Origin of the sequence: Streptomyces sp. NBC_00086, from assembly GCF_026343255.1 — a bacterium.
GTDB lineage: Bacteria > Actinomycetota > Actinomycetes > Streptomycetales > Streptomycetaceae > Streptomyces.
Genome location: NZ_JAPELZ010000001.1, coordinates 4,818,706 through 4,841,740, shown reverse-complemented (window position 1 = coordinate 4,841,740; position 23,035 = coordinate 4,818,706). Strand labels below are relative to the sequence as shown.

Annotated in this window: 19 protein-coding genes and 1 pseudogene; 9 read left to right on the top strand and 11 right to left on the bottom strand. The window is 72.5% G+C overall.

Annotation, left to right across the window (positions count from 1 at the left end; translation table 11 throughout):
* Nucleotides 1-33 precede the first annotated feature (33 nt).
* The gene (locus tag OG276_RS21875; protein WP_266907929.1) at nt 34-849 is read right to left on the bottom strand and encodes a TetR/AcrR family transcriptional regulator; all 816 of its coding nucleotides are present in this window, start codon (nt 847-849) and stop codon (nt 34-36) included.
* Between the two features lie 275 nt (nt 850-1,124).
* Between OG276_RS21875 and OG276_RS21870 the strand changes: the two genes are divergently transcribed.
* From OG276_RS21870 to OG276_RS21860, 3 genes and pseudogenes are all read left to right on the top strand, one after another.
* Nucleotides 1,125-2,405: a M6 family metalloprotease domain-containing protein gene (locus OG276_RS21870; RefSeq protein ID WP_266907928.1), complete on the top strand. Its 1,281-nt coding sequence runs from the start codon at nt 1,125-1,127 to the stop codon at nt 2,403-2,405.
* Between the two features lie 16 nt (nt 2,406-2,421).
* A pseudogene (locus OG276_RS21865) lies at nt 2,422-3,300 on the top strand (zinc-binding dehydrogenase); the annotation flags it as partial.
* A gap of 303 nt (nt 3,301-3,603) precedes the next feature.
* Nucleotides 3,604-4,083: a RidA family protein gene (locus OG276_RS21860; protein WP_266912992.1), complete on the top strand. Its 480-nt coding sequence runs from the start codon at nt 3,604-3,606 to the stop codon at nt 4,081-4,083.
* Between the two features lie 78 nt (nt 4,084-4,161).
* On the opposite strand, the gene OG276_RS21855 is transcribed toward OG276_RS21860, so the two are convergent.
* Nucleotides 4,162-4,407, bottom strand: a complete 246-nt coding sequence (locus tag OG276_RS21855) for a WhiB family transcriptional regulator (RefSeq protein ID WP_266907927.1) — start codon at nt 4,405-4,407, stop codon at nt 4,162-4,164.
* Between the two features lie 333 nt (nt 4,408-4,740).
* On the opposite strand from OG276_RS21855, the gene OG276_RS21850 reads away from it, so the two are divergent.
* The gene (locus OG276_RS21850) at nt 4,741-6,504 is read left to right on the top strand and encodes a PucR family transcriptional regulator (RefSeq protein ID WP_266907926.1); all 1,764 of its coding nucleotides are present in this window, start codon (nt 4,741-4,743) and stop codon (nt 6,502-6,504) included.
* 65 nt (nt 6,505-6,569) lie between these two features.
* Entirely contained in the window at nt 6,570-7,304 is a 735-nt protein-coding gene (locus OG276_RS21845; protein ID WP_266907925.1) for a tyrosine-protein phosphatase, read from the top strand.
* 81 nt (nt 7,305-7,385) lie between these two features.
* Here the strand turns inward: OG276_RS21845 and OG276_RS21840 are convergent, their stop codons facing one another.
* From OG276_RS21840 to OG276_RS21810, 7 genes are all read right to left on the bottom strand, one after another.
* Nucleotides 7,386-8,573, bottom strand: a complete 1,188-nt coding sequence (locus OG276_RS21840; protein ID WP_266912990.1) for an ABC transporter permease — start codon at nt 8,571-8,573, stop codon at nt 7,386-7,388.
* Between the two features lie 83 nt (nt 8,574-8,656).
* Complete coding sequence (locus tag OG276_RS21835; protein ID WP_266907924.1) at nt 8,657-9,388, bottom strand: ABC transporter ATP-binding protein; 732 nt, start codon at nt 9,386-9,388, stop codon at nt 8,657-8,659.
* Entirely contained in the window at nt 9,385-10,950 is a 1,566-nt protein-coding gene (locus OG276_RS21830) for a hypothetical protein (RefSeq protein ID WP_266907923.1), read from the bottom strand. Before OG276_RS21830 ends, OG276_RS21835 begins: the two co-directional genes overlap by 4 nt.
* A gap of 281 nt (nt 10,951-11,231) precedes the next feature.
* Nucleotides 11,232-12,032 (bottom strand): hypothetical protein, encoded by an 801-nt coding sequence (locus tag OG276_RS21825; protein ID WP_266907922.1) that lies wholly within the window; start codon nt 12,030-12,032, stop codon nt 11,232-11,234.
* Between the two features lie 9 nt (nt 12,033-12,041).
* Nucleotides 12,042-15,530, bottom strand: coding sequence for an AAA family ATPase (locus tag OG276_RS21820; protein WP_266907921.1), 3,489 nt, complete (start codon nt 15,528-15,530; stop codon nt 12,042-12,044).
* 165 nt (nt 15,531-15,695) lie between these two features.
* Complete coding sequence (locus OG276_RS21815) at nt 15,696-16,925, bottom strand: pyridoxal phosphate-dependent aminotransferase (RefSeq protein WP_266907920.1); 1,230 nt, start codon at nt 16,923-16,925, stop codon at nt 15,696-15,698.
* A 41-nt stretch (nt 16,926-16,966) separates the two neighbouring features.
* Nucleotides 16,967-17,140 carry a hypothetical protein gene (locus tag OG276_RS21810; protein WP_266907919.1) on the bottom strand — a complete coding sequence of 58 codons (174 nt, stop codon included), beginning with the start codon at nt 17,138-17,140 and terminating at the stop codon, nt 16,967-16,969.
* A 188-nt stretch (nt 17,141-17,328) separates the two neighbouring features.
* On the opposite strand from OG276_RS21810, the gene OG276_RS21805 reads away from it, so the two are divergent.
* Nucleotides 17,329-17,649 (top strand): helix-turn-helix transcriptional regulator, encoded by a 321-nt coding sequence (locus tag OG276_RS21805; protein ID WP_266907918.1) that lies wholly within the window; start codon nt 17,329-17,331, stop codon nt 17,647-17,649.
* A gap of 117 nt (nt 17,650-17,766) precedes the next feature.
* Here the strand turns inward: OG276_RS21805 and OG276_RS21800 are convergent, their stop codons facing one another.
* On the bottom strand, nt 17,767-18,828 hold the full coding sequence (locus tag OG276_RS21800; protein WP_266907917.1) for a permease: 1,062 nt from the start codon (nt 18,826-18,828) through the stop codon (nt 17,767-17,769).
* Between the two features lie 116 nt (nt 18,829-18,944).
* Here OG276_RS21800 and OG276_RS21795 point away from each other — a divergent pair, with 116 nt between their 5' ends.
* The 3 genes from OG276_RS21795 (at nt 18,945) to OG276_RS21785 (ending at nt 21,470) form a co-directional block, all read left to right on the top strand.
* Nucleotides 18,945-19,295, top strand: a complete 351-nt coding sequence (locus tag OG276_RS21795; protein WP_266907916.1) for a helix-turn-helix transcriptional regulator — start codon at nt 18,945-18,947, stop codon at nt 19,293-19,295.
* A 242-nt stretch (nt 19,296-19,537) separates the two neighbouring features.
* A complete protein-coding gene (locus OG276_RS21790) occupies nt 19,538-19,768 on the top strand; it encodes a hypothetical protein (protein WP_266907915.1) in 231 nt (76 codons plus the stop codon).
* A gap of 79 nt (nt 19,769-19,847) precedes the next feature.
* Complete coding sequence (locus tag OG276_RS21785) at nt 19,848-21,470, top strand: GNAT family N-acetyltransferase (protein WP_266907914.1); 1,623 nt, start codon at nt 19,848-19,850, stop codon at nt 21,468-21,470.
* Nucleotides 21,471-21,637: 167 nt separating this feature from the next.
* On the opposite strand, the gene OG276_RS21780 is transcribed toward OG276_RS21785, so the two are convergent.
* The gene (locus OG276_RS21780) at nt 21,638-22,609 is read right to left on the bottom strand and encodes a helix-turn-helix transcriptional regulator (RefSeq protein WP_323182354.1); all 972 of its coding nucleotides are present in this window, start codon (nt 22,607-22,609) and stop codon (nt 21,638-21,640) included.
* Between the last annotated feature and the right edge of the window lie 426 nt (nt 22,610-23,035).

The window sequence follows — 23,035 nt, the reverse complement described above, 5'->3', positions numbered from 1 at the left end:
CGTTTACGGCGCCGGGGGCGGGACTCCGGGGCGTCACATGGCGTTCCGCCTCAGGTCCGCCAGCGTGGCCGCCGAGCCCGGCAGTTCGGACCGGGCCGGGGCCCTCAACCCGTCCAGGAAGAGCTGGAGATGACGGTGGACGAACACGTCAGCGTCGAAGCAGCCCGTGCCCGGGAGCGGGCGGCTGAGCTGGGAGAGCGCGATCATCAGGTCGCCGACGCCGACGTCCGTGCGTACGAGCCCGGAGGCGCGGCCGGCGGCCAGCAGGGCCTCGACGGCTTCCTCCAAGGTCTCGCGGGAGACGAGCAGTTCGGGGTGGTCGTGGTCGAAGTCGCTGGAGAGCGCGGGGCACAGGGCTCCGATCCGCTCGTCCGCCGCCGCGTGCGTGAAGCGGACGAGGGCGGCGAAGGCGTCCGGCTCCTCGGCGAGGGAGTCGACGGCCAGACCGGTCACCCGGTCCATGCCGAAGAGCACGACGTGGTGGATCAGGGCGGGCCGGTCGGGGAAGTGCCGGTAGAGCGTGGCGTTGCCCACGCCGGCCCGGCGGGCGATCTCGTCGAGGGGGGCGGCGGGGCCGAACTCCACGAGCACGTCGCGGGCCGCGGCCAGGATGCGCTCCCGGTTGCGGACGGCGTCGGCGCGCGGACGCGGGACCGCCTCCGCGCCGGTACGGGCGCGCTTGCCGGCCGCCTTGACCGCCGCCTTGACCTTGCCCGCGGCCGCGCCCACGGCGGCGCACGCACCCCCACCCGTACCCGCGGCGCCCGCGGCCGGAGCCGCGAGGTCGAGGCCGGCCTCCGGGCCCGGGACGGGCAGGCTCGCCGGATCGGTGGTGGCGGGGCTCTTCATGGACGGCTCCCTGGCGGGTGATGCGTACTTCCGGATGGACCGCTCGCCCCCCTCGAAACGGGGAGCGGCTCCCCGGTTCACGGGGACTCTGGTTCAAACGGGGAGAGGGTCCCCGCTTATTTCACTCTCCCGTGTGACGTGGGTCACACCACTCCAGGCCCTTTGATCCCGTTTGGCCTCTCCCGACGCGCGAGCCCGCCCGAGCCGTCGGAGGGTGAGCCCACAGAGCGCAGTCCGGACCCGGCCGGCTGCCGCGGACCCGAAGGCCGATCTCCATGCCGCAGACGCGCCACCGGATACGCAAGCCAAGCCGCACCAGCGTGTACGTAGGCATCACCGCGCTGGCCCTCGGCATCACGGCGACGGCGAGCGCGGGCATATCCAGTCGCAGCCATTCGGCGGCCGGCCCGGTGGGCGCGACCAGCGCCGAGTCGATGCTCGCGCCCTGCCGGATCTCCGGCGCGATGGGCGTGCAGATGTCCGAGGGGCTGCCGACCTCGCCGGGGTACTCGCGCTCGACCGGCGAGGTCCGGGCGCTGAACCTGATGATCGACTTCCCCGACGCCAAGGGCGAGGGCACGGCGGCCGACCGGATGGCGGAGTTCTTCCCGCAGACGTCCGACTGGTTTCGCATCAGCTCCTACGGGCGGCTGACCTACCGGGCCGAGGCGCCGATAAAGAACTGGCTGCGGATGCCGATGCCGTTCGCGGCGTACGGGATCGAGCGGGGTTCCGCGTACGAGCCCGGCTACCGCCAGCTCGTCGAGCACATCATCAAAACCTCCGACGCCGAGGTCGATTTCTCCCGGTATGACCTGATAAATATTCTGGTCACTCCGAACGCCGGCCCCTCCGCCCTCGACACCGTCCTCTCCGTCACCTTCTCCGGCAACGGCGAGGCCCCGATGGCCGACGGCGTCCCGCTCGCCAACACGTCCTTCGTCTACAGCCGCCAGGACGACGGCTCCGGCTCCTACCGGGAGACCGGCTACCGGGTGCTCCCCCACGAGAACGGGCACGTCTTCGGCCTGCCCGACCTCTACACCGCCGACGGCGGCGGCACGGTGGGGCACTGGGACATCATGAGCGAGGACTGGGGCGCCAACAACGACCTGCTGGGCTGGCACAAGTGGAAGCTGGGCTGGCTCGACAGCAACCAGATCAGCTGCGCCGGGAAGTCCGGGGTCAGCGACCACGTGCTGAGCCCGCTGGCCGTGGAGGGCGGCACCAAGCTGGCCTTCATCCCCGTCTCGGAGAGCGCCGGGTACGCGGTGGAGGTGCGCACCCGCGCCGGGAACGACGAGGCCGTCTGCAAGCCCGGAGTGCTCATCTACAAGGTGGACTCCGACGTGGACACCGGCCGCGGGCCCGTCACCGTCTCCGACAGCTCGTCCGCGAGCGGCGGCTGCACCCGGCGGTCCAACGTGCACGCCGAGCTCTCGGACGCGCCGTTCCGGCCGGGCGAGACCTTCACCGACGAGAAGTCGGGCATCAGCGTCTCGGTCGTGGGCGAACTGCGCAACGGCAGCTACCAGGTCCGGGTCACCCGGCCGTGAGCGGTGCGCTCCGCGGGTGGAACGGGGACACGGCGGTGCGGGCTGCGCCCGGCGCCCGGCCGCTGCGACCCCTGCGACCGCCCGACGGGACGCGGCAGGGCCCGGAACGGGACGAGCAGCGGGTCGAAGTGCTGACCGTAGGCCCGTCAGGTCCCGACCTACGGCCCCCCGCCGGACCGGGGCCGTACCCGCATGGTTGGAAACCGAACCGTGTAACGACGTAGTAAGGAGTCTCGTGAAGGCCTTCGTGCTGCGCCGTACCGGCGAGCCGCCCGCCCTGCTGGAAAGGCCCGTCCCCCAGCCCAGGGCGGGCGAGGTCCTCGTACGCACCACGGCCGCGCTCATCTGCGCCTGGGACGGGCACACCGCCGCCGGGGCACCCACCGGGCTCGGCCACGAGGCCGTCGGCGTCGTGGAGACCGTCGGCCCCGGGGTCTGCCCCTCCTACGTCGGCCGGCGCGTGGGCGTCGAGGGCCACGGGCGGCTCGCCGAGTTCTTTCGCGCCCCGGCGGCCGGGGCCGGACTGGTCCTGCTCCCCGACACCATCTCCGACCACCAGGCCCTCTACGCGGCGGGCGCGCTGCCCACCGGCTTCGCCGCCGCCGAGGAATCGGGGCCGCCCCCGGGCGGCAGCGTCGTCGTCTTCGGCCAGGGCGCGGTCGGGCTCGGCGCGACCATCGCGGCCGGCCGGCTGCGCGGGGCCCGCGTCATCGCCGTCGAGCCGGAGATGAAGCGCCAGCGCCTCGCCCTGCGGTTCGGGGCCGACGTGGTGATCGACCCGGCCTACGAGGACACCGCCGAGCGGATCCTGGAGCTGACCGGCGGCGGCGCCGACCGCGCGATCATGGCGACGGCCGCGCCCGCCGCCGCGCGGGCCGCCCGCGGGGGGCTGTCCGGGAGCGGGAAGATCACGTACGCCCGCTGCCGGCCGCCGCAGAGCAGCGGGGCGCGGCTCGCGCGGGCGCTGCACCTGATCGGGGACGGGCTGGTGGACCCGACGGTGATCACCACGCACGAGTTCCCGTTCCACCGGGTCGGGGAGGCCTTCGGGCGGCTCGCCGCCAAGGAGCCGGGCATGATCAAGCCGGTCATCATCTTCCCGCGGCCGGAGGGCGAAAGCGGCACGGAGCGACAGCCAGAGCTACAGCCAGAGCGACAGCGACAGCGACAGCGACAGCGACCACAAGGAGATCCGCCCATGACCAGCACCCCCGAAGAGCGCCTCGCCGCGGCCGGACTGAAGCTGCCGCCGACGCCCTCGCCGGTCGCCGTCTACGTCCCCGCCGTGCAGAGCGGGCACTACGTGTACACCTCCGGCCAGCTCCCGATGGTCGACGGCGCCCTCCCCCTCACCGGGAAGGTCGGCGCCGAGGTCACCCCGGAGCAGGCCAAGGAGCTGGCGCAGCAGTGCGCGCTCAACGCGCTGGCCGCCGTCACCTCCGTCGCCGGGGACCTCTCCGCCGTGAAGCGCGTGGTCAAGGTGGTCGGCTTCGTGGCCAGCGACCCGCACTTCACGGGGCAGCCCGGCGTGCTCAACGGCGCGAGCGAGCTGCTGGGCACCGCCTTCGGCGACGCGGGCATCCACGCCCGCAGCGCGGTCGGCGTGAGCGTGCTGCCGCTGGACTCCCCCGTCGAGGTGGAGATCCTCGTCGAACTGCACGCTCCGATGGGCCTGTAGGGCCGGGCCCGCCCTTCAGAATTTCCGGGCTTCCGGGCTTCCGGGCTTCCGGGCTTCCGGGCTTCCGCCGGGGCGGCCCTACCGCCTGCGGGCGCGGCGCTCGTGTCCGGTGAGGCCGCCCCAGATCCCGGAGTTCTCGCCGATCTCCCGGGCGTACTCCAGACAGGCTCCGCGGACCGGGCAGGAGAGGCAGATCCGCTTGGCCCGGGCGGCGGATCCCGCGGCTTCGGAGTAGAAGAGTTCGGCGCACTCCTCGTCGGCGGTGCACACCGCCTTCTTCCACCAGTCGTCGTCCTGGGCGGGCCGCGGAAGCGTGATCCCCATGGCCGGCACTCTCCTTCGCATCGCTGTCTCCCCCCAGGCTGGCAGCGGCGGACGGCCGGGATGAGGGCCGTTCGGCACCAGCCGGGAGTGCCGATCGGCCGTACCGCGTCCCCCGGCGCCGGGGGACGGCGACCCGTGGGAAGTCGGGTTCCCCGGCCGCGCGGAGCAAGTGCGGTCCCTGGCCGGGGTGTCCGGCAGTCACCGATCCCATGAACCGGGACCATCGCACTCACCCCGATTTCCGTGGAATTACCCCAACGTAAAGGCCTGACCTGCGGTTCAACGGGTCGAGGCCGGAAAAGCGAACGTGCCGGCGCATGGCAGGCTGGAGCCATGAGGCTGCGTGATCTGCTGTCGTCCGAAGAGGCCCAGGCGCCTACGGACCCGTGTCTGCCGCGCCTGCTGCGCCTGACCGGCGGCGAGCGGGACCTCGACCGGCCCGTGCTGGGCACGGTGACCATCGACCTGCCCGACCCGGGGCGCTTCGTGTCCCCCGGTGACCTGGTGCTGTCCGGACTGGCCTGGCACCGCCGGGAGTCGGGGGCCGACCGGTCGGACGCGTTCGTCCGCGTCCTCGTGGAGGCGGGCGCCGTGGCGCTGGGCGCGGGCGAGGCGCAGTTCGGCCACGTCCCCGACGATCTGGTGGAGGCCTGCGCCCGCTACGGGCTGCCGCTGCTCGCGGTGGGCGTGGAGGTGCCGTTCACCTCGGTCACCGAGTACGTGGCGCGCGGCCGGACCGAGGAAAGGATCGGCGGTCTCGCCGCGCTCGTGGACCGGCACCGGCGCTTCAGCACCGACCGGCAGGCCGGGGCGGGGGCCGACGCCCTGCTCGAACTGCTGCTGGCCGAGCTGGACCTGCGTGCGCACATCCTCTCCCCGACCGGCCGGCAGATCGCGGGCGCGCGGCCGCCGCTGCCGGAGAAGACGGCCTCGGCGCTGGCCGGGCGGTTCCTGGCCGCCGAACGGGCGGGCGAACGGGCACCGCACCGTACGGTCGCGCGCGGGACGGCCTTCTCCCTGTTCCCGGTCCGCTCCGGGGCCGGGGACGGGGACGGGGAGTGCGCTCCCGGTGCGGCGCTGACCGACTGGCTGATCGCCGTCGAGGCCGACAGCGCCGACTGGAACGGCGAACGCGTCGACCTGCTGGACCGGCTCGCGCGGCTGGTCTCGGTCGAGCGCGGCGGCCGCGACACCGACCGTACGATGCGGCGGCGCGCCGCCGAACGGCTGCTGGCGCTGGTCGGCTCGGCCGCCGCCGGGGAGGGCGGGCAGGCGCTGTTCGAGGAGGAAGAGGCGGCGGCCCGGCTCGCGGCGGGGGCCACCGGCCCGGACAGCGCGGAAGGCACGGACGGCGCGGAAGGCACGGACGGCGCGGACGGCACGGACGGCGCGGACGGCCGGCTTCGTTGGCAGGCCGTATCGGCCCGGCTGGACCCGAAGGGGGTGCACGGGTTTCCCGTACCGGCGTCCGTGCGCGACCTGCTGGAGGAGGTCCTGCTGCATCCGCGCTGCCTGGGTCCGGACGCCGGGCCGCGGATGGCCGTCACGGCGGCCGGGGACGGGGCCGAGGCCGTCGCCTTCGTGCTCGTCGGGGCGGACGGGCTGCTGACCCCCGACGCGGTCGTACGGGTCGCCGGCGGCTCGCTGCCGCGCGGGCTGCGGGCCGGCGAGCGGCTGGCCTTCGGGGTCAGCGACCCGGTGGGCGGGGCCGCGGAGTTGCGGCACGCGCTCGCCCAGGCCCGTAACGCCCGCCAGGTCGCGGCCCCTTCGGAAGCGGTCGCCGCGTGCGGGCCGGACGATCTCACCGCGCACGTCATGGCGCTGCTGCCGCTGATCCCGGCCGACGTCCGGCGGGAGTTCAGCCGCCGGCTGCTGGCCCCGCTGACCGACTACGACCGGCGCTACCGCTCCGATCTGGTGCCCACCCTGCGGTCCTTCCTGGAACACGACGGCTCCTGGGCGCGCTGCGGAGAGGCACTGCACCTGCACGTGAACTCGCTGCGCTACCGCATCAGTCGCATCGAAGCACTGACCGGGCGCAACCTGAGCCGGCTGGAGGACAAGATGGACTTCGCGGCGGCACTGCGGATGGGCTGAGCCCGCGGGTGTGGCAGCCTCTCGTCACGCAGGAAGATCATCGGCACGGCATCGAGGGGATCCGCATGACCCGCACCCGCCACATCGAGTTCGAGCGACTGCACAACTTCCGCGATCTGGGCGGCTATCGCACCGAGGACGGCTCCACCGTCGTGTGGGGCGCCCTCTACCGGGCGGACTCGCTCGGCAAGCTCGCGGGCGCCGACTGGGAACGGTTCCTGGAGCTCGGCGTGCGGACGGTCATCGACCTGCGCTACCCCTGGGAGATCGAGGCGAAGGGCCGGATACCGGAGCCCGAGCGGTTCACGTACGCCAACCACAGCATCGAGCACCGGCCGTACGACCAGGCCGAGATCGACCCGGACACCGACCCGTGGCGGTTCCTCGCGGACCGGTTCGCCGAGGTCGCCGAGGACGGCGTGGCGGAGATCCGCGGCGCGATCGAGCTGCTCGCCGAGGGCCCCGGCCCGGCGGTCTTCCACTGCACCTCCGGCAAGGACCGCACCGGACTGATCGCCGCGCTGGTCCTGACCCTCCTCGGTGTGGACGAGGAGCAGATCCTCGCGGACTTCGCCCTGACCGAGCTGGCGACCGCCCGGCTGACGGCCGACTGGCACACCGCCCACCCGGGCCGCACGATGCGCTGGCCCTCGTACGGCCGTGCGCCCGCCGAGGTACTGAGCCTGACCCTGGCCGATCTCGCCACCCGTTACGGCTCGGTCCGCTCCTACCTCGCGGACGAGGTCGGCATCACCCCGGCCACGACGGAGCGGCTGCGGGCCCGGTTCCTGACGCGGTGAGCCCGGCAGGCCCCCGGCCTGCGGCACGCGGCCTCAGCGGCGCAGGGATTCAACGGCGCAGGGATTCAGCGGCGCAGGGATTCAGCGGCGCAGGGCCTCGGCCGGCTGTACGCGGCCGGCCCGCCAGGCCGGGTAGACGCCGGCCAGCAGGCCCGTCACCAGGCCGAGCGCGGGGGCGGCCGCGACGATGCCGGGGTGCAGTACCGGCGTCCAGTCGCGGACCAGCGCCACCGCGACGACGGTGATCGTGCCGAGGGCGGTGCCGATCAGGCCGCCGAGGCTGCCGAGGGCCGCGGATTCCGCGAGGAACTGTGCGGTGACGTGCCGGGTACGGGCGCCCAGGGCGCGGCGCAGCCCGATCTCACCGGTGCGTTCCATGACGGCGACGAGGGTGGTGTTGGCGATGCCGATCGTGCCGATGAAGAGGCAGAGGGAGGCGAGCAGGAGGAACAGCACGTCGAGGTCGGCGGTGACGTTCGCGCGCAGCGTCCTGGGATCGGGCGGCGGGACGGCCTTGAAGTACTCGGGGTGGGAGGGCGAGAGGGCCGTCGGCGCCTCGGCCGCGATCTGCGCGGCCGCCCCCAGCCGGGTGGAGACGAGCATCCTGGCATCGCCCTTCGGGACGCCCCACAGCTCCTGGGCCGTGGAGCGCGGGACCACCACGGACAGCAGCAGGTCGGCCTTGCGCTCCACGTCCTCGACGATCCCGATGACGGTGAACCCGTGGTCGCCGATGAAGACGGCCGGCCGGGTCTCCAGGGTGGTGATGCCGAGCCGGGACGCCGTACCGCTGCCGATCACGGCCACGCGCTGCTTGGTGGCATCGTGCCAGGCGTCGTGGACCCGGCCCTGGGAGAGGGTGGGGGCCGCGGCTTCCAGCGCTCCGGAGGAGGCGGCGACGACCGGGAGGTCTCCGGGTCCCGGGCCGGCCGCCGGACCGCCCACCGGGGTGGACCGTACGGCCTGGCCCGCGCCGAGCCGGACGGTCCAGTAGACGCCCGCGTGGCGTACGCCGTTGAGGCGGGAGACCCGCTCGTCCGCGTCGGGCGGGAAGGCCTGGTCCACGAACTCGCTCGCCTGCGCGGAGACGTCCTCGACGGTCACCTCGGTCGCCGTCAGGGTGTTGAACCGCTCGTCGATCTGCGAGGAGGCCGTGGCGGTCAGCCCGAGGACGGCCACGAACGTACCGACGCCCAGGACGGTGCCCACCGCGGTGAGCGCCGACCGGCCGGGGCGTTGCAGGACTCCGGCCAGGCACTCGGAGAGCAGCTCCCGCCAGGCGAACCGGGAGCGCGGTACGGGGCGGGCGGGGCGGGCCGGGCGGCTTCCGCGGCGGAGGAACCCGGGGCGGTTCACGGGCGGACCACTTCGCTCAGTGCGCCGTCGCGGATGGCCACGGAGCGGTCGCCGCGGGCCGCCACCGCGGGGTCGTGGGTGATGACCACCACCGTCATGCCGTCCCGGTGGAGCTCGTCGACGAGCTCCAGGATCGAACCGGCCGTGGCTGTGTCGAGGTTGCCGGTCGGCTCGTCGCACAGCAGCAGCGAAGGGGCCCCCACCAGGGCCCTGGCAATGGCCACGCGCTGGCGCTCACCGCCGGACAGGGTGGTCGGCAGGGCGTCCGCCCGGTGGCCGAGACCGACCCGGTCGAGGGCTTCCCGGGCCCTGGTACGCCGCTGCGCGCGGCCGGTGCCCCGGTAGACGAGGGCCAGGGCGACGTTCTCCCAGGCGGTGCGGTGCGGGAGCAGGTGGAACGCCTGGAAGACGAAGCCGATGCGCTGGGCGCGCAGGGCCGTACGGTCGGCGTCCCGCAGCGTGCCGGTGTCGACCCCGTCCAGCAGGTAGCTGCCGGTGGTGGGGGCGTCGAGCAGCCCGACGATGTTGAGGAACGTGGACTTGCCCGCGCCGGAGGGGCCCACGACGGTCAGGAACTCTCCGCGTTCCACGCGGAGGTCGCAGGCGGCCAGGGCTTGCACGGGCGGGGGGCCCGGGTAGGTCAGACCGGCCTGCCGGAGCTCCACTACGGCGGCGGCGGGGGCGGGGAGTGCGGCGGGTGCGGGCGCGGCGGGCTGCGAGGAGGTCATTTCCCCTTCTCCGGCCCGCCCTGGGCGCCGTCCGGCGAGCCGTTGGGCCCGCTGCGCACGCCCACGACGGCGCGGTCTCCCTCGGCCAGGCGGTCGCCCTCGGCGGGCCTGACCTCGACGTGGCCGTCGCCCGTCGTTCCGGTGGTCACCCGCACCCGGCGGCGTACGCCGTCCGCCTCCAGCACGGTCACGTACGTCCTGCCGTCCACGGCGGCCGAGACCGCCGAGACCGGAACCACCAGGACCTCGCCGCCCGTCGACGCCGCCTCGATCGTCAGGCGCACGTCCTGGCCGGCCAGCCTGGGGTCCAGCGGAGCCTTGGGCTGGACGACCATCAAGTAGCCCTTGGGGCCTGCCGGTTGCTGACCCGACGGCTGCCCCGTGCCGGTGGCGGGCTGCTCCTGCCCCAGCGTGTCGGCGACCGAGGCCACCGAGGCCACCGCGGTCACGCCGGTGACCTCGGACGCGATCCCCACCTGCCGCCCCGGCTGCACCAGACCCTTCTGGTACTCCTGGAGGTAGCCGTTGACCACGAGGGCGCCGGCCGACACGGTGAGCACCTTCCCGGAGACCTGAGCCCCGACCTTGGAGGCGACCGAGTCCACCCGGGCGGGGAAGCTCGACAGGAAGACCACCTCCGCTACGGGCGCCATCGGGCCGACCGCCGCCAGGATCTGCACGAGTTGGGCACGTGCGGCGCTCAAGTCCTCCTTGGCTCGCGCCACTTGCTTGCGCAGTGCGCTCACGTCGGCCTCGGCACCGGGGTCGGGGGCGACATCGGAGCCCTTGCCGTCGGCCGCGCGCCGATCGGTGCCGCGGGCGCCCGCAGGGGCGGACGGCGAGGCGGACGGAGCCGGCGGTGCAGCCGGGGGCGGAGCGGAGGCGGCCTTCGCGGCCCGGTCCGCGGCATCCCGCGCGTCCTCCACGGCACGCTCCGCCGAGGTCACCGCATTGCGCGCGTCGACCACCGAGGCGTTCCCGTCGGGCAGCGCGGGCAGCGGGTCGTAGCCCGCGGAGGCGTAGAGCGCCGACAGCGCCGCCTTCGTGCCCTCCCCGAAGCGCCCGGCGCGGTCCGCGCCCGTGGCGTGGCCCAGCCGGGCGAGCGCCTGCTGCAACTGGGCGACGTCGCCGCCCTCGGAGCCGGGCTTGAGGTCCCGGTACGCCGGGAGGGTGCCCCGTAGCGCGATGACCGGGCGCCCGGAGACCTCCAGCAGCACCTGGCCCTCCTCGACCCGGCCCCCCACGGCGACCGGCAGCTTCGTGACGACGGCGCCGGCCGCGCCGGGGGCCGCGCCCACCGGGGTCACGTCCACGGACTGCTGCGCGGTGACGGTGCCGCGCACCACCACCGAGGCCACCAGCACCCGTTGCTCCACGGGGGCCGTCAGCACGCTCGGCGGCGGGGCCGCGGAGTCCGCGGCGGCCTGGGCCGGCGACTTGATCACCTGCGCGACCGCCACCCCGACACCGGAGAGCAGCACGGACCCGGCCGCCACCCCGACGACCCACCTGCGCCGGCGCGGGAGCCCCGCGGGCTGCGGCGGCTGCTGCTGGTCATTCATCCGGAGGTCCCCCGCCAACTGCCAATTCCGGTCCCGCCGAAAGCCTTTGGACTCCGTCGGCGGCAAGGCGATCATTAGATCACCACGGCGCTCCGGCAAAAGAGACAGTCCGGGACATGCGAGCGATCACAGTTGCGTAAAAGCGGAGCAGCCCTGCGGCCGCACGCCCGCCGCCTCCGCCCGCCGCCCTCCGCCGGTGGGTGTTCGGCCGGTCCTCCGGCGGCCGTCCGGCGACCTCCCCCGGCGGGGGCGCACTCAGGGGCTTGGATCGGAACGGCAGTTCACCTCTCGAGGGAATACTCTCCGCCGACGACTCGAATGCTTTCGAGAACCTTTCCGATGTGGGCCAGGGATTCCCCGGTGAGCAGGGAAGGATTCTCTTCGAGCATCAATCTGACATGCTCCCTGATGCGCCGAGTCGCGAGCTCTTCGACCGCACTCGCCTCCGGAGAGCCGTCCTCGCTCTCGATCCGGGCATTGCGCAGAATCCTCATCTGCTCATCGCTGAAGAGCCTGGCCATCAGAGCCGCGGCAAAGCGCGCCGACGCCTCTTCGCTGCTCATGCTCACTCGATCTTCTTCGGGATCGGCCATTGCGTCCCGCGCGGACTCCGAGGGGACGGATCCGACCCGGGTGGCCGACTCCTCGGGTGCGTCCGAGCTGCCGTCCTTGCGGGTCCGGGCCAACCTGGCGCGCGTCGACTTCACGAACGGGAGGGCCTGGCCCTTCCACCACCTCCTGAGGCGTGGCGCGGTCCACTCTGCGAATTTGATGAGGGTGACCAGGGCTTCGATCATCTCCTCGGGGTCCATGCGTTCCCGCGACCGGGAATCCGACTCACCCTCGTGCCCGCTCGCACCGGCGAAGGGTGCCGACGGTCCCGTGGGCCAGTCGTACTCGCCCTCGTCGTCCTCGTCGTCCTCTTCGTCGGGAATGAATGTGGCGTGCCCGGAGAGGCGCTTTTCCTTGTCGTACAAATTCTGGTGGAGGCCACCGTCCTTTGCCTGCCCGGGAGTCATTCCGTCCGGATACTCGAAGTAGCCCCTCACCCTAGCCATTTCCACCCCTTCCACGACGTGCACGGCTGATGTTCATCCAGAGGCTCCGACGGCCACGTCCGCGTTCTCGCCGTCCCAGCCGGCCGGGCTGCGCCAGATGACATTGACGTGGAAGACGTCACGAATCGTGTCCACGGACCAGTCCTCGGCGGGCGGTTCGGAGAGAACGAGGTAGAGACCATCGGCCGGCGCGGGCAGCGTGTGGTTGATCTCCAGCAGGCGGGTCGCGCCCGATCGCAGGTCGGCGTAGGTGGAGCAGCCCGCGCCCAGGGCCTCGTAGAGGAAGAGACCGTGCCGGGTGACGCAGCTGACGTCGACGATCGGGGAGTCGGTCGGCTGGAGGTCCGCCCAGAGCAGTGATGCCTTCAGCCCGTGGCGGACCGCCTCGTGCTTCTTGCTCGTACGGTCTGCCTCGGCGGCCGCTTCCAGCGCTCGGAGGAATCCGTCCTTCGTGGTCGCGGCCGGTGGTGCGGTGGCGGTGTCCGCGGTGGTCATCTGCGCTTCTTCCTTCTGATCGGGTTGCGTCGGGGCTACGGGGACCGCGCCGTCGGAGTTCGGCGCCGTCTGCGCGGCGAAGCCCTCCTGGAGCTCTCGCCGGGCTTCGGCGAGGGGCCCTGCCCAGCCTGAAGTGACCAGCCCCTCCGCGAGCCGGCCCGCGTCGAAAGTGCCCTCCTTGAGCGCACGGCTGGTCATCGCGGCGAGGTCGCGAAGCACTCCGAGCCGCTCTCTGTCCGGATCGCCGAGCAGGTGCAGCACGTCGACCCAGTCGGCCTGATCGCGTCGCAGGACGCGGTTGGCCATGCCCTGGAGTTCGGAAAGGCGGCTGCGGGCGTCGGCAACCTCGCCCGCACCCTCGCGCTCGTCGTCGCCCTTGCCCTTGCCCTTGCCCTCGCCCTCGGTCAGCTCTCCGAGGACCTCCAGTGCCGCGAGGTAGCGCCCCGCCGTCCGCTCCGAGAGGGGTGACCGGCCGCGCTGGTCGGCGGTGAGCACCGTCTGGGTCGTCTCGTTGGCGAACACCCAGCAGTCCAACTCATCGCCCAGCAACGGGGGAACCGATCCGTGGCGGACGGTGAGGACGAGCGGCCGGTCGATCACCGGCGACAACGGCTTGACCTTGTAGCGGCCCCCCGGGGCCCGGTCCACGACCTCGACCCGGACATCGGTGCCGATCCGGGGAAGCCTGCCGGCCCCGCCGTCCTGCGGCCCGCCGTCCTGCGGCCCGGCGTCGGGCGCCGTCGCCGCGCGGGCGTCGCCGGTGCCGGTGAGCACGTCGGGCAGCGGGGCGGTGTGCAGGACCGTCAGGCTCTGGGTGCTGCGGGTGAGGGCCACGTACAACTGGCGCAGCCCGGCGGGGCCGCGGCCCGCGATCGTGGCGGGCTCGACGACCAGGACGTGGTCGTACTCCATGCCCTTGACCTGTGCCGCGGCCAGTACGGAGACGGCTTCGCCGTGCCGCCCGCCGGTGCCGCCGTCCTCGGCGATCCGGCGGCTGATGGCGTCCAGCCAGTCCGAGTCGTCGGGAACGACGACGGCCACGGAGCGGGGGGTGCTGCCGTCACTGGTGTCCAGGAGCCGGGCCACGTGCGCGACGGTGTCGTCGAGCAGCTTCCACGGCTCGGTCGCCACGGTCCGTACGGCGTCCCCTCCCGCCTCCCGGACAGCCTGCGGGTACGGCAGGTCCGGAGCGATGGTCCGGGCGAGCGGAGCGACGAACTCCATGATCTCGGCGGGGACGCGGTAGCTGGTGGTCAGCTGGGCCACGCTCCAGTCGCCGTGGTCGGAGAGGAGTGCGCCGAGCACGTCCCAGCTCGTGGGGATGTGGACGCCCGTCGCCTGCGCGAGGTCGCCCAGGACGGTCATGGAACCGCCCGCGGCGCAGCGCCGCCGCAGGGAGCGGGCCTGCATGGGCGTGAGGTCCTGGGCCTCGTCGACGACGATGTGGCCGTAGCGCGGTGGGGTGTCGCCGCTGATCAGCACGCGGAGCTCTTCGAGGCAGACGTGATCGTCGAGCGTCCACGGATCGGCGTCGGCGCTGGCGGCACGGGCCCGCAGCAGGGTCGCCTGCTCGTCCTCGTCGAGGAGGCCTGCCGCGCAGTCCCGTAGGAGGTCGGCCGAGTCGTAGAGGCTGCGCAAGGCCTCACGGGATCCGGGGGACGGCCAGACGCGTTCGACGAGGCGCTCGACCCGCCGGTTGCGTTCCAGGTCGCGGCGGATCGTGCCGGCCTGCCCGCGGCGCGGCGCGATGTCGGCGAGCTCCTGGAGCAGTCGGTCGACGAAGAGGCCGCGGAACCGGTCGCGCCGCTCCCGGAAGGGTCCGGCGCCGGTGTGGGCCCGGTCGAGGAGGGCGAGGACCTCGGACTTCGGCACGCGAAGGGTCATGCTGCCGGCGGTGACGACGACCGCGGGCTCGTCGCCCTCGAAGGAGGGGTCGACGGTGAGGGCGTCGAGGGCCTCGGGGCGGTAGTCGCTCTCGACGCGGCGCCGCAGTACGGCCGCCATGCGCTCGTCGGACTTCACGAGACGCGCTTTCGGCTGGTCGCTGCCGAGGATCTCGCCCTCCCACAGGCGGTCCAGCTGGACGGCGTTGACGTCCCGGGTGCCGAGGGTGGGGAGCACCTGTCCCACGTAGTCGAGGAACCGCTGGTGGGGGCCGATGACGAGAATGTCCGGGGCTTTGAAGTGCTCGTTGTTGACGAGCCAGGTCACCCGGTGGAGACCGACCGCCGACTTGCCGGTACCGGGGCCGCCCTGCACGACGAGGATGTCCGAGGGGGAGCCGGTGACCAGCTCCATCTGGTCACGGCGGATGGTCTCGACGATGTCGCGCATCCGACCGCCGCGCGAGCGCTGGAGCTCCTGCAGCAGGAAGTCGTCCTCCTGGACCTGGAGCGCCTTCCGCCGCTGCCCTCGTAAGCCGACGCCGGGGGTGGGGGCCGTCGTACGTTCCGGGTCGGCGACCGGGTCGGCGACCGGGTCCGCGGCCCCCTCCGCCTCCTCCGCCGTGTTGTCGTCGGGAACCTGGCGGGGCTGCGGTACGTCTGCGGGCCCGGGTCGTACGGCCGAGGGCGCGGCGGCGGGCGCCGGGAGGGAGATCTCGTCGAAGTAGCTCTCGACGATCCGCTGTACGCAGCGGAGCTGCCGGCGCAGGACCACCTCGCCCGGGTTCTCGGGCCGGGTCTCGATCCACTTCTTCGCCAGGGGGCTGGTCCACAGCAGGACCACCGGTTCGAGCGAGGCGTCCTGCACGCCGCGGCGCCCGATGTACCAGGGGCGGGGGTCTCCTCCCGGGTCCTCCGGCGCGTCGACGCGGGAGAAGACCAGGGCTTCGTCGCCGAGGCCTCCGTAGGCCTCCGCCCGCGCATCCGCTTCGGCCCGGTTGGCGATCCCGTCCTTGCCGCTCGCCGAGGCGGTGGCGGCCGAAGTCCCGCTCAGCTCGCCGAGTTTCGTGGCGTAGCAGTCGTACGCGTGGTCCACCGCCCGCTGCTCGCCGGCGAGGATCTCGTCCCGAGTGGTGGTGCTCATGTGCGTCCTCCCCGCGGTGTCACAGGACACCGCCACGGGCATGTGCCCGTACCCGCTGAAACAACTATCAGACAGCGGACAGTGACGAACAGTCAGTGGCTCAGATCGCGGACAAGACCGCCGGACGGGACGCCGGGGGCCATCGCGCGCCTGTCGGGGCGGTCGTCATGACGCGGCGAACTCCCTGATGCGGACCAGCGCCTCCGCGAGGCGGTCCGGCGGGACCGTGTAGGAGATGCGGACGTGGTGGGGGGCGACGAAGTCGGCGCCGGGGACTACCGCGACGTTGGCCTCCGTGAGGAGGAGTTCAGCGAAGTCCGCCGCCGAGGTGATGGTGCGGCCCGCCAGGGTGCGGCCGTAGGTGCCGGAGACGTCGGCGAGGAGGAAGAAGGCGCCTTCCGGGGTGCCGTCGACCTCGATGCCGGGGGTGTCCGCCAGGGCCTTGATCGTGGTCAGGCGGCGGTCGTCCAGTTCGAGGCGCCGGCGCTCCAGCTCGGTGGTGAGGTCTGCCGTCAGGGCGCCGAGTGCCGCCTTCTGGGAAATCGAGGACGGGGCCGAGGCCGTGTGGCTCTGGATCGCCGTGATGGCCGCCGCCACGGGGGTGGGGGCCGCGACCCAGCCGATGCGCCAGCCCGTCATGGCGAAGGTCTTGGATACGCCGCCGATGGTGAGTGTGCGTGCGGCGGCTTCCGGGCCGAGGGCGGCGACGGAGACGTGCGTGGCCTCGCCGAAGACCCAGTGGTCGCAGATCTCGTCGCTGATGATCGCCAGGTCGTGGTCGATCGCCACCTGGACCAGAGCTGCCAGTTCGGTCCTGTCGTAGACGACGCCGGAGGGGTTGGCGGGGTTGTTGAGGAGGAGGACCCTCGTGCGGTCCGTTACCGCCGCGCGCAGCTGGTCCGCAGTCACCTTCAGCCCGGCGCCCGGGGCGGGCCGGACGGGGACGAGGGTGCCTCCGGCCAGGGCCGCGAGGTGGGGGTAACTGACCCAGTAGGGGGCCGGGATGAGGATTTCGTCGCCCGGTTCGACGAGGGTGGTGAAGGCGTAGTGGAGGGCTTGTTTGGCGCCGGCCGTGATGACCACCTGGCCGGGCTCGTACGTCGTCCCGTGGCGGTTGATGAAGTCGGCCGTGGCCGCGCGGAGTTCGGGGATGCCGGCGGCCGGGGTGTAGCGGGTGAAGTCTGTGGCGATGGCGTCGAGGGCGGCCTGGGCCGCGGGCTCCACGGTCGGGAAGGCCGGCTCGCCGCTGGTGAGGTTGATGACGTCGACCCCCTGGGCGATCAGCGCCTTCGCCTGGGCGTCCAGGGCGGCGGTCGCGGAGGGCGGGACCTGCGCCGCCCGTCGGGCCGGGCGGACGGGGCTGATCGCTTCGGGGGTGGACGTTTCAGTGCTCACGGCGTTCCTCGGGGTGGGGTTCGGTGCGGGTGCGTCGGGGTTCAGATGCGTACGCCGTAGGAGGCGACCACGGAGTCCTGGGCGCGGCGGAGTTCGGCGGAGCGGCGTGCGGCGTCGCTGACTTCGGCGCAGCCGTCGCAGAAGCTGACGGTGGCGACGAAGGCGTCGTTGCGGGCCCGGCGGAACTTGCGGATGGAGCGGCGAATGGACGACATGACATCCTCGATTCATAGATGAGTGTCTATGGATTGAGGATGGCAGGACTCATAGATGTTCGTCAATGCTTTGAGGGTCGCGTCCCGCCTCTCGGGCAGATCTGGACGCGGGAGCTCTCATCGGCCAGATTGGGCGCATGATCGAGCCTGCACCTGCCGGGATGTCCGCATCCTGCTGCCCTGAGCCCATGACTGCCGCCGAAGCCGTGGACCTGGCAGCCGCGTTCAAGGCGCTGGCCGACCCGGTGCGGCTGCGGATCGCCAGCATCGTGGCCTGCTGCCCGGCCGGCGAGGTCTGCATGGGGGAGATCGCCGCGTCCTTCTCCGTCTCGGGGCCGACGGTCAGCCACCACCTGAAGAAGCTGCGGGAGGCGGGCGTGCTCTCCTCCGAGCGGAGGGCGAACGAGGTGTACTACCAGGTGCGTTCCGACCGTCTGGACGCCCTCATAGGGCAGCTCTCCGCAATGAAGTCGGTGGCCGCGCAGGACTCCCGCGCCATCCCGGCCTGACCGGCCGGCCGGGGAGGTGCCCCGGACATGGCTGCGGCCCGCCCCGGAGCAGGGGGCGGGCCGTTGCCGTCTGTTGCGTTGGCGCTCAGGCCGGGTGGATCGTTTGGGCCGTGGAGATCAGAGCCACATCGGGGCGGTGTAGCCGAGGACGCACGCACCGGTGAAGAGGATGCCGACGACCAGGGCGACCACGCGCCAGCGGGCGATGAGGAGCATGCCGCTGATGGCGCCGACGCTGGTGCCCGCGCCGGTCATCAGGAAGGCGATCGCCGGGCCGGGGCCCATGCCGCCCTTCATCAGGGAGGCGATGAGCGGCAGCGAGCCGTCGGAGTTCAGGTAGACCGGGATGCCGATCAGCGCGGCGAGCGGGACGGAGTACCAGTGGCCGCCGCCGAGGTACTCGGTCAGGTAGCGGGTGGGGATCGAGTTGATGATCAGGAAGCCCAGCGTCGCGAAGCCCAGGAAGTAGAGCGCGAGGCGCTTGCTGGTGATCATGAGCTCGTTGCCGAACTCGTCGAGCTTCCAGCGCTTGACCAGGCTGGTCTCGACCGGCGCGGGGGCCGGGGCCGGGGCGATGGGGCGGTTCAGCAGGGCCGTACGGGCCAGGCCGCCACCGCCGCCGGAGCCGGCCGGGGCGCTCACGCCGCCACCCGAGATGTCGTCCTCGGCGTCACCGCTGGTGCAGCAGCTCTCTTCGGCCTTCTTCTCGGCCTCGGTGGAGGTCAGGCGGGCCTGACCGTCGAGCCAGCCGGTCTTTTCGATGAGCCAGGTGATGGCGCCGGCGAAGAAGCCGAGGACGATCGCGGCCACGAAGAACGTCACGGCGAAGTCCGGGCCGAACAGGCCTATGGAGTAGACGAGCTCCTCCGGGCTGGTCAGCGGCGAGGCGACCATGAAGGTGACGACCGGGGCCCACGGAACACTGGAGGCGAGGGCGCCCAGGACGACCGCCGTGGTGCCGCAGGAGCAGAACGGGGTGAGCGTCGCGAGGACGACGGCCCCGATGACCGCCCAGAGCGTCTTGCGCCGCAGCCAGGAGGAGAGCCGCTCCGCGCCGACGTACACCGGGATGGCCGAGGCCACGATCACGCTGATCAGCAGGAAGGGCCAGTTCGCCGCGAGGGTGTGGCCGACGTCCTGGGCTGTCTTGCCCAGGACGTCAAGGACGGTGTCGAACACGGAAAGCTCCAACTCAACTCATAGACGGCTGTCGATGGGTTGAACTCTGTCGGATCCATAGATGACTGTCAATGCGTTTGGGGAACAATCCATAGATGACCGTCGTTGGATCGGGTATGCCTACGCCCATCTCGGAGCTCTGCTGCTCCCCCGTGCTTGCCGGCCCCCTCACCCCCGAGGCGGCCGATGACCTCGCGGCCGCACTGAAGGTCGTGGCGGACTCCACCCGGCTCCGCCTGCTCGGGCTGATCCGCACCCAGCCGGGCGGCGAGGCGTGCACCTGCGACCTCACCGAGCCGCTGGGGCTGACCCAGCCGACGGTCACGCACCACCTCAAGGTGCTCTTCGAAGCCGGCTTCCTGGAGCGGGAGCGTCGCGGGCGCCAGACGTACTACCGGATCGCGCCGGGCAGCATGACCGTGCTGTGCCAGGCGCTGGACCCCTCCCCGGAGATGCTCTCCGCCTGATCCAACTCGTTCCGGCCAAGGGTCGGTTGACTTCGCGCCACGCGCGAAGCAACCGGCCCTTGGTCGTGTTGAGGCATGAGGGTGCCGGGCGCGCTTCATGCCAGCAGTGATCCCTTCCACACCCTGGGTGACCTCGGACAGACTCATGAACACCGGGAGGGCGACAAGCCCCCGGGGACCACCGGAACCGGCCAGCAGGCCGCCGGTCACCAAAAAGCCACTGTCATTCCAAGGGGATAGCCATGTCTGTTTCGCGTACCTCGATGAGCCTTGCCGCCGCCGTCCTGGTGTCCGTGATCGGACTTGGTTCTGCCTCCGCGCTGAGCTCCTCGTCGCTCGGCTCCCTGGCCGGCGCCGGCTGGGACACCGCCCCGAACGGCGCCGGCTGGGACGCCGCCCCCGTGACGCTGGCCGGCGCCGGCTGGGACTCCGCTCCCATCAACCCCTCCACCAACGGCGCCGGCTGGGACTGATCCCCGGCCCGCACCCCGCACCGCACCCCCGTTGACCCGGCCCACACCCCAGAGCCGCCCCCACCCGAGGAGAAGAAAGATGAGCACCACTTGCTGCAGCGCCACCACTGAGGAGCCGGTCCCGGTGCTCGTGGTGCTGGAAGAGCCGGCCACCGGCTGCTGCTCGACCACCGAGGTCACCGAGGCCGCCGAGGCCGCCGAGGCCGCCGCCGAAGCCCCCGAGGCCGCCGAGCAGGAGGAGTCCTCCTGCTGCGGCACGACCGAGGAAGCCGCACCCGCGAAGGCCGAGGAGCCCTCCGGCTGCTGCGGCCCGGCCCCCGAGCCGGAGCCCGCCCAGGCCACCGGCTGCTGCGGTCCCGCCAAGCCCGAGCCTGTCTCCTGCTGCGGCTCCGCCGAACAGGAGGACCCGGCCGACGTACGCACCGGCCTCTCCCTCGATGACGCCGTCGCGGCCCTCGGCGGCAGCGTTCCGCAAGCCACCGACCCCGCGCCGTACGTGCTTGCGCACTGGCTCAAGGCCACCGAGGCCAGCCTCGAAGGCTCCAAGCCCTGGTACACCGTGGCCGACCGCGGCGAGGGCGAGCTCGCCTTCCTTCCCGGCTTCCTCTTCGACGCCGACCCGATCGTGGACGTCGACCCGCGCACCTACCTGGGCTGGCAGCCCAAGAACGGCGCGGTCGCCTGCTGCTCGGCCACGTCCTGCTGCGACTCGACCAACGACACCGTCGAGGCGCTCGGCACCGAGGCCTTCTTCCCGGCGCTGCTGCTCGGCTCCCCGCTCGGCTACCGCTCCGAGGCTTCCGCCTCGGTCGAGGACCCGCTGCTGGTCGCGGACCTGATCGACCGCATCGTCCCGGCCGCGGCCGAGGCGGGCGTCCGGTCGATCGTCGCACCCTGGCTGCACGACAGCCCGTACAGCGAGGTCCTCGCGCTCGCCCTCCAGGCGTACGGCGGCGACATCGCCTTCCACGGCGAGAACAACCTCCTCGACCTCCAGCACGACAGCTACGACGCGTACCTCGCCTCCCTCCCGGCCCGCAAGCGGCGCCGTGTGAAGGAGGACCGCGACCGCGCGGCGAACTCGGGCACCCGCATCGAGCGCAAGGACCGCGAGGAGCTGCGCCCGCTGGTCGGCCGGATCTCCGAGCTGATCACCCAGAACCGGCAGAAGTACGGCGGCGGCGAGGACGAGGCCCACATCGGCGCGCTGCTCAGCGCGCTCGTCGAGGGCGAGGCCGACGTCCGTGCCTACCTCGCCTACAAGGACGACGAGGTCGCCGCCGTCTCGGTGACCGTCCGCCAGGGCAAGCGCCTGTTCGTGAAGTGGGCCGGCTTCGACTACGAGGCGCTCGGCGAGCGCAGCGGCATCTACTTCGAGATCGTCCTGGACCGTCCGCTGCGCGACGCGTACGCCGAAGGCGTCACCTCCATCGAGGCCGGTCCGGGCGCCGATGAGGCCAAGCGGCTGCGCGGCTTCAAGCCCCGCCAGATCCGCTCGGCGATCCTCGTCACCGACGCGGCTCTGCGTCCCGAGGTCGCCAAGCTCCACGCCGCCTTCGGCCAGGCCCGCCGCGAGGCGCTGGGCGCGACCACCGAGGACGAGCCGACCACGGCGATCGGCCGCCTGAAGGCCAAGCTGCTCGGCGGCTCCGCGTACGAGCCGATCCAGCCCCTGCAGCCGGAGGGCGGCTGCTGCGGCTAGCGACCACGGATCCACATTTCCACACCCCCAGGTCAGGCCCGGTACGCACTGCGCGCCGGGCCTGCCGGTCGTGCGGCTGCCGGGCCGAAGCCGTCAGATGATTCCGATCGCCGCACGACCGGCCCGGACCTGCTGATGTCCCACCTGGGGCCGTAGGCGCCGCGGGCTCAGTCGGTCCAGCCGGCCTTCGTCGCCAGGACCCCGGCCTCGAAGCGGCTGCGGGCACCGAGGCGGGCCATCATGTCCGACATCATGCGGCGGGCGGTGCGCAGGCCGATGCCCAGCTTCTTGGCGGCGATCTCGTCGGTGGCGCCCTGCGTGAGCTGACGCAGCAGCTCACGCTCCTGCGCGGTGAGGCCGACCTCGTCGCGGTCGCGGGTGCTGCCGATGGGGGCGGCGCCCGCCCAGACCTGCTCGAAGAGGGATTCCAGCGCGGTCAGCACTCCGGGGCCGGTCAGCTGGACCGCGCCCTTCTTGGTGTTGTTCGGGTCCACCGGCAGCAGCGCGACCTCGCGGTCGAAGAGCACCATGCGCAGCGGCAGGGCGGGCACGGTACGGACTTCGCCGCCGTTGCCGTGGAGCCACTGGGCGTACTCGACCGTGGGGTTGTCGTTGCGGACGCTGTCCAGGTAGACGGTCAGGACCCGCACGCCCCGGCGCATCAGGTCCTCGTCGAGCGGCCGGCTGGCATCCAGGCTGGCAGGGGACTGCGCGCCGCCGGGCATGAAGGACAGGCACTCGCTCGTGGAGCGGTGGGCGAGCTCTTCGAGGCGGGCCTGGATGGCGTCGATGCCCTGGAGGTACTCGACACCGTGACGCTCACCGGTCCGCAGCTCCGAGTACTCGCCCAGGAGCTTGCTGATGGCTGCCTGGCTTTCGGCGAACTGCTGCTGCTGCGCGAGCAGATTGGCCTGCTGGCGCTGGAGCAGGAGCTGGAAGCCGAGGTCCGGGCTGACGGGTCTGAGTCCGCCGGGCGCCTGCATGGAGCGGCGTAGCAGGTTCAGTTCGGCCAGCCGGTCCAAGCCGCCCCGTACGGACTCCTCCGGGCAGGCCAAGTGGACCGCGATTTCCGCAACGCCCCAGTCCTGCTGGGTCAGCATCAGCCGGTAGATCGACTCGGCCTCGGTATCCAGTCCCAAACTCGCCAGCACAGCGACCCCCCGCTTGACGTCTCATATGTCGAGACGATCCTTCAACTCCATCGGCGGAGGCCGATCTTGGCAGGTCAGAGTTCTGCCCGACAAGGGATGTCCGCAGGCTGAGCACCCGCACAGGCATTGTTCGGGGCATCGCGAGCCGGGATTCCGGCCACTTTCAGGCAGGTGCCTGCCGGTCGCACTTCATGCCAGCGACTAAGCCTTCCGCCCCCTCGGAATGCTCAGCAAACTAGTGATCACAGGGCAGCGGAGGTCCTCGGAAACGGAATCCGCAGCGCGTCGAGAACGCCCCCTGACCGAAGTGCAATCCACCCCCACCACACGGAGGACAGCCATGCCCGCTGCGCGAAAAGCCCTGCGCCTGATGAACAGAGCCGCCGCGGTCATGCTGGGCTTTTCGCCCGCCGG

What these genes read in the sequence shown, in the direction of transcription:
- OG276_RS21875 (WP_266907929.1), bottom strand. Translation starts at nt 849, where the DNA reads ATGAAGAGCCCCGCCACCACCGATCCGGCGAGCCTGCCCGTCCCGGGC.
- OG276_RS21870 (WP_266907928.1), top strand. Translation starts at nt 1,125, where the DNA reads ATGCCGCAGACGCGCCACCGGATACGCAAGCCAAGCCGCACCAGCGTG.
- OG276_RS21860 (WP_266912992.1), top strand. Translation starts at nt 3,604, where the DNA reads ATGACCAGCACCCCCGAAGAGCGCCTCGCCGCGGCCGGACTGAAGCTG.
- OG276_RS21855 (WP_266907927.1), bottom strand. Translation starts at nt 4,407, where the DNA reads ATGGGGATCACGCTTCCGCGGCCCGCCCAGGACGACGACTGGTGGAAG.
- OG276_RS21850 (WP_266907926.1), top strand. Translation starts at nt 4,741, where the DNA reads ATGAGGCTGCGTGATCTGCTGTCGTCCGAAGAGGCCCAGGCGCCTACG.
- OG276_RS21845 (WP_266907925.1), top strand. Translation starts at nt 6,570, where the DNA reads ATGACCCGCACCCGCCACATCGAGTTCGAGCGACTGCACAACTTCCGC.
- OG276_RS21835 (WP_266907924.1), bottom strand. Translation starts at nt 9,388, where the DNA reads ATGACCTCCTCGCAGCCCGCCGCGCCCGCACCCGCCGCACTCCCCGCC.
- OG276_RS21830 (WP_266907923.1), bottom strand. Translation starts at nt 10,950, where the DNA reads ATGAATGACCAGCAGCAGCCGCCGCAGCCCGCGGGGCTCCCGCGCCGG.
- OG276_RS21820 (WP_266907921.1), bottom strand. Translation starts at nt 15,530, where the DNA reads ATGAGCACCACCACTCGGGACGAGATCCTCGCCGGCGAGCAGCGGGCG.
- OG276_RS21810 (WP_266907919.1), bottom strand. Translation starts at nt 17,140, where the DNA reads ATGTCGTCCATTCGCCGCTCCATCCGCAAGTTCCGCCGGGCCCGCAAC.
- OG276_RS21805 (WP_266907918.1), top strand. Translation starts at nt 17,329, where the DNA reads ATGACTGCCGCCGAAGCCGTGGACCTGGCAGCCGCGTTCAAGGCGCTG.
- OG276_RS21795 (WP_266907916.1), top strand. Translation starts at nt 18,945, where the DNA reads ATGCCTACGCCCATCTCGGAGCTCTGCTGCTCCCCCGTGCTTGCCGGC.
- OG276_RS21790 (WP_266907915.1), top strand. Translation starts at nt 19,538, where the DNA reads ATGTCTGTTTCGCGTACCTCGATGAGCCTTGCCGCCGCCGTCCTGGTG.
- OG276_RS21785 (WP_266907914.1), top strand. Translation starts at nt 19,848, where the DNA reads ATGAGCACCACTTGCTGCAGCGCCACCACTGAGGAGCCGGTCCCGGTG.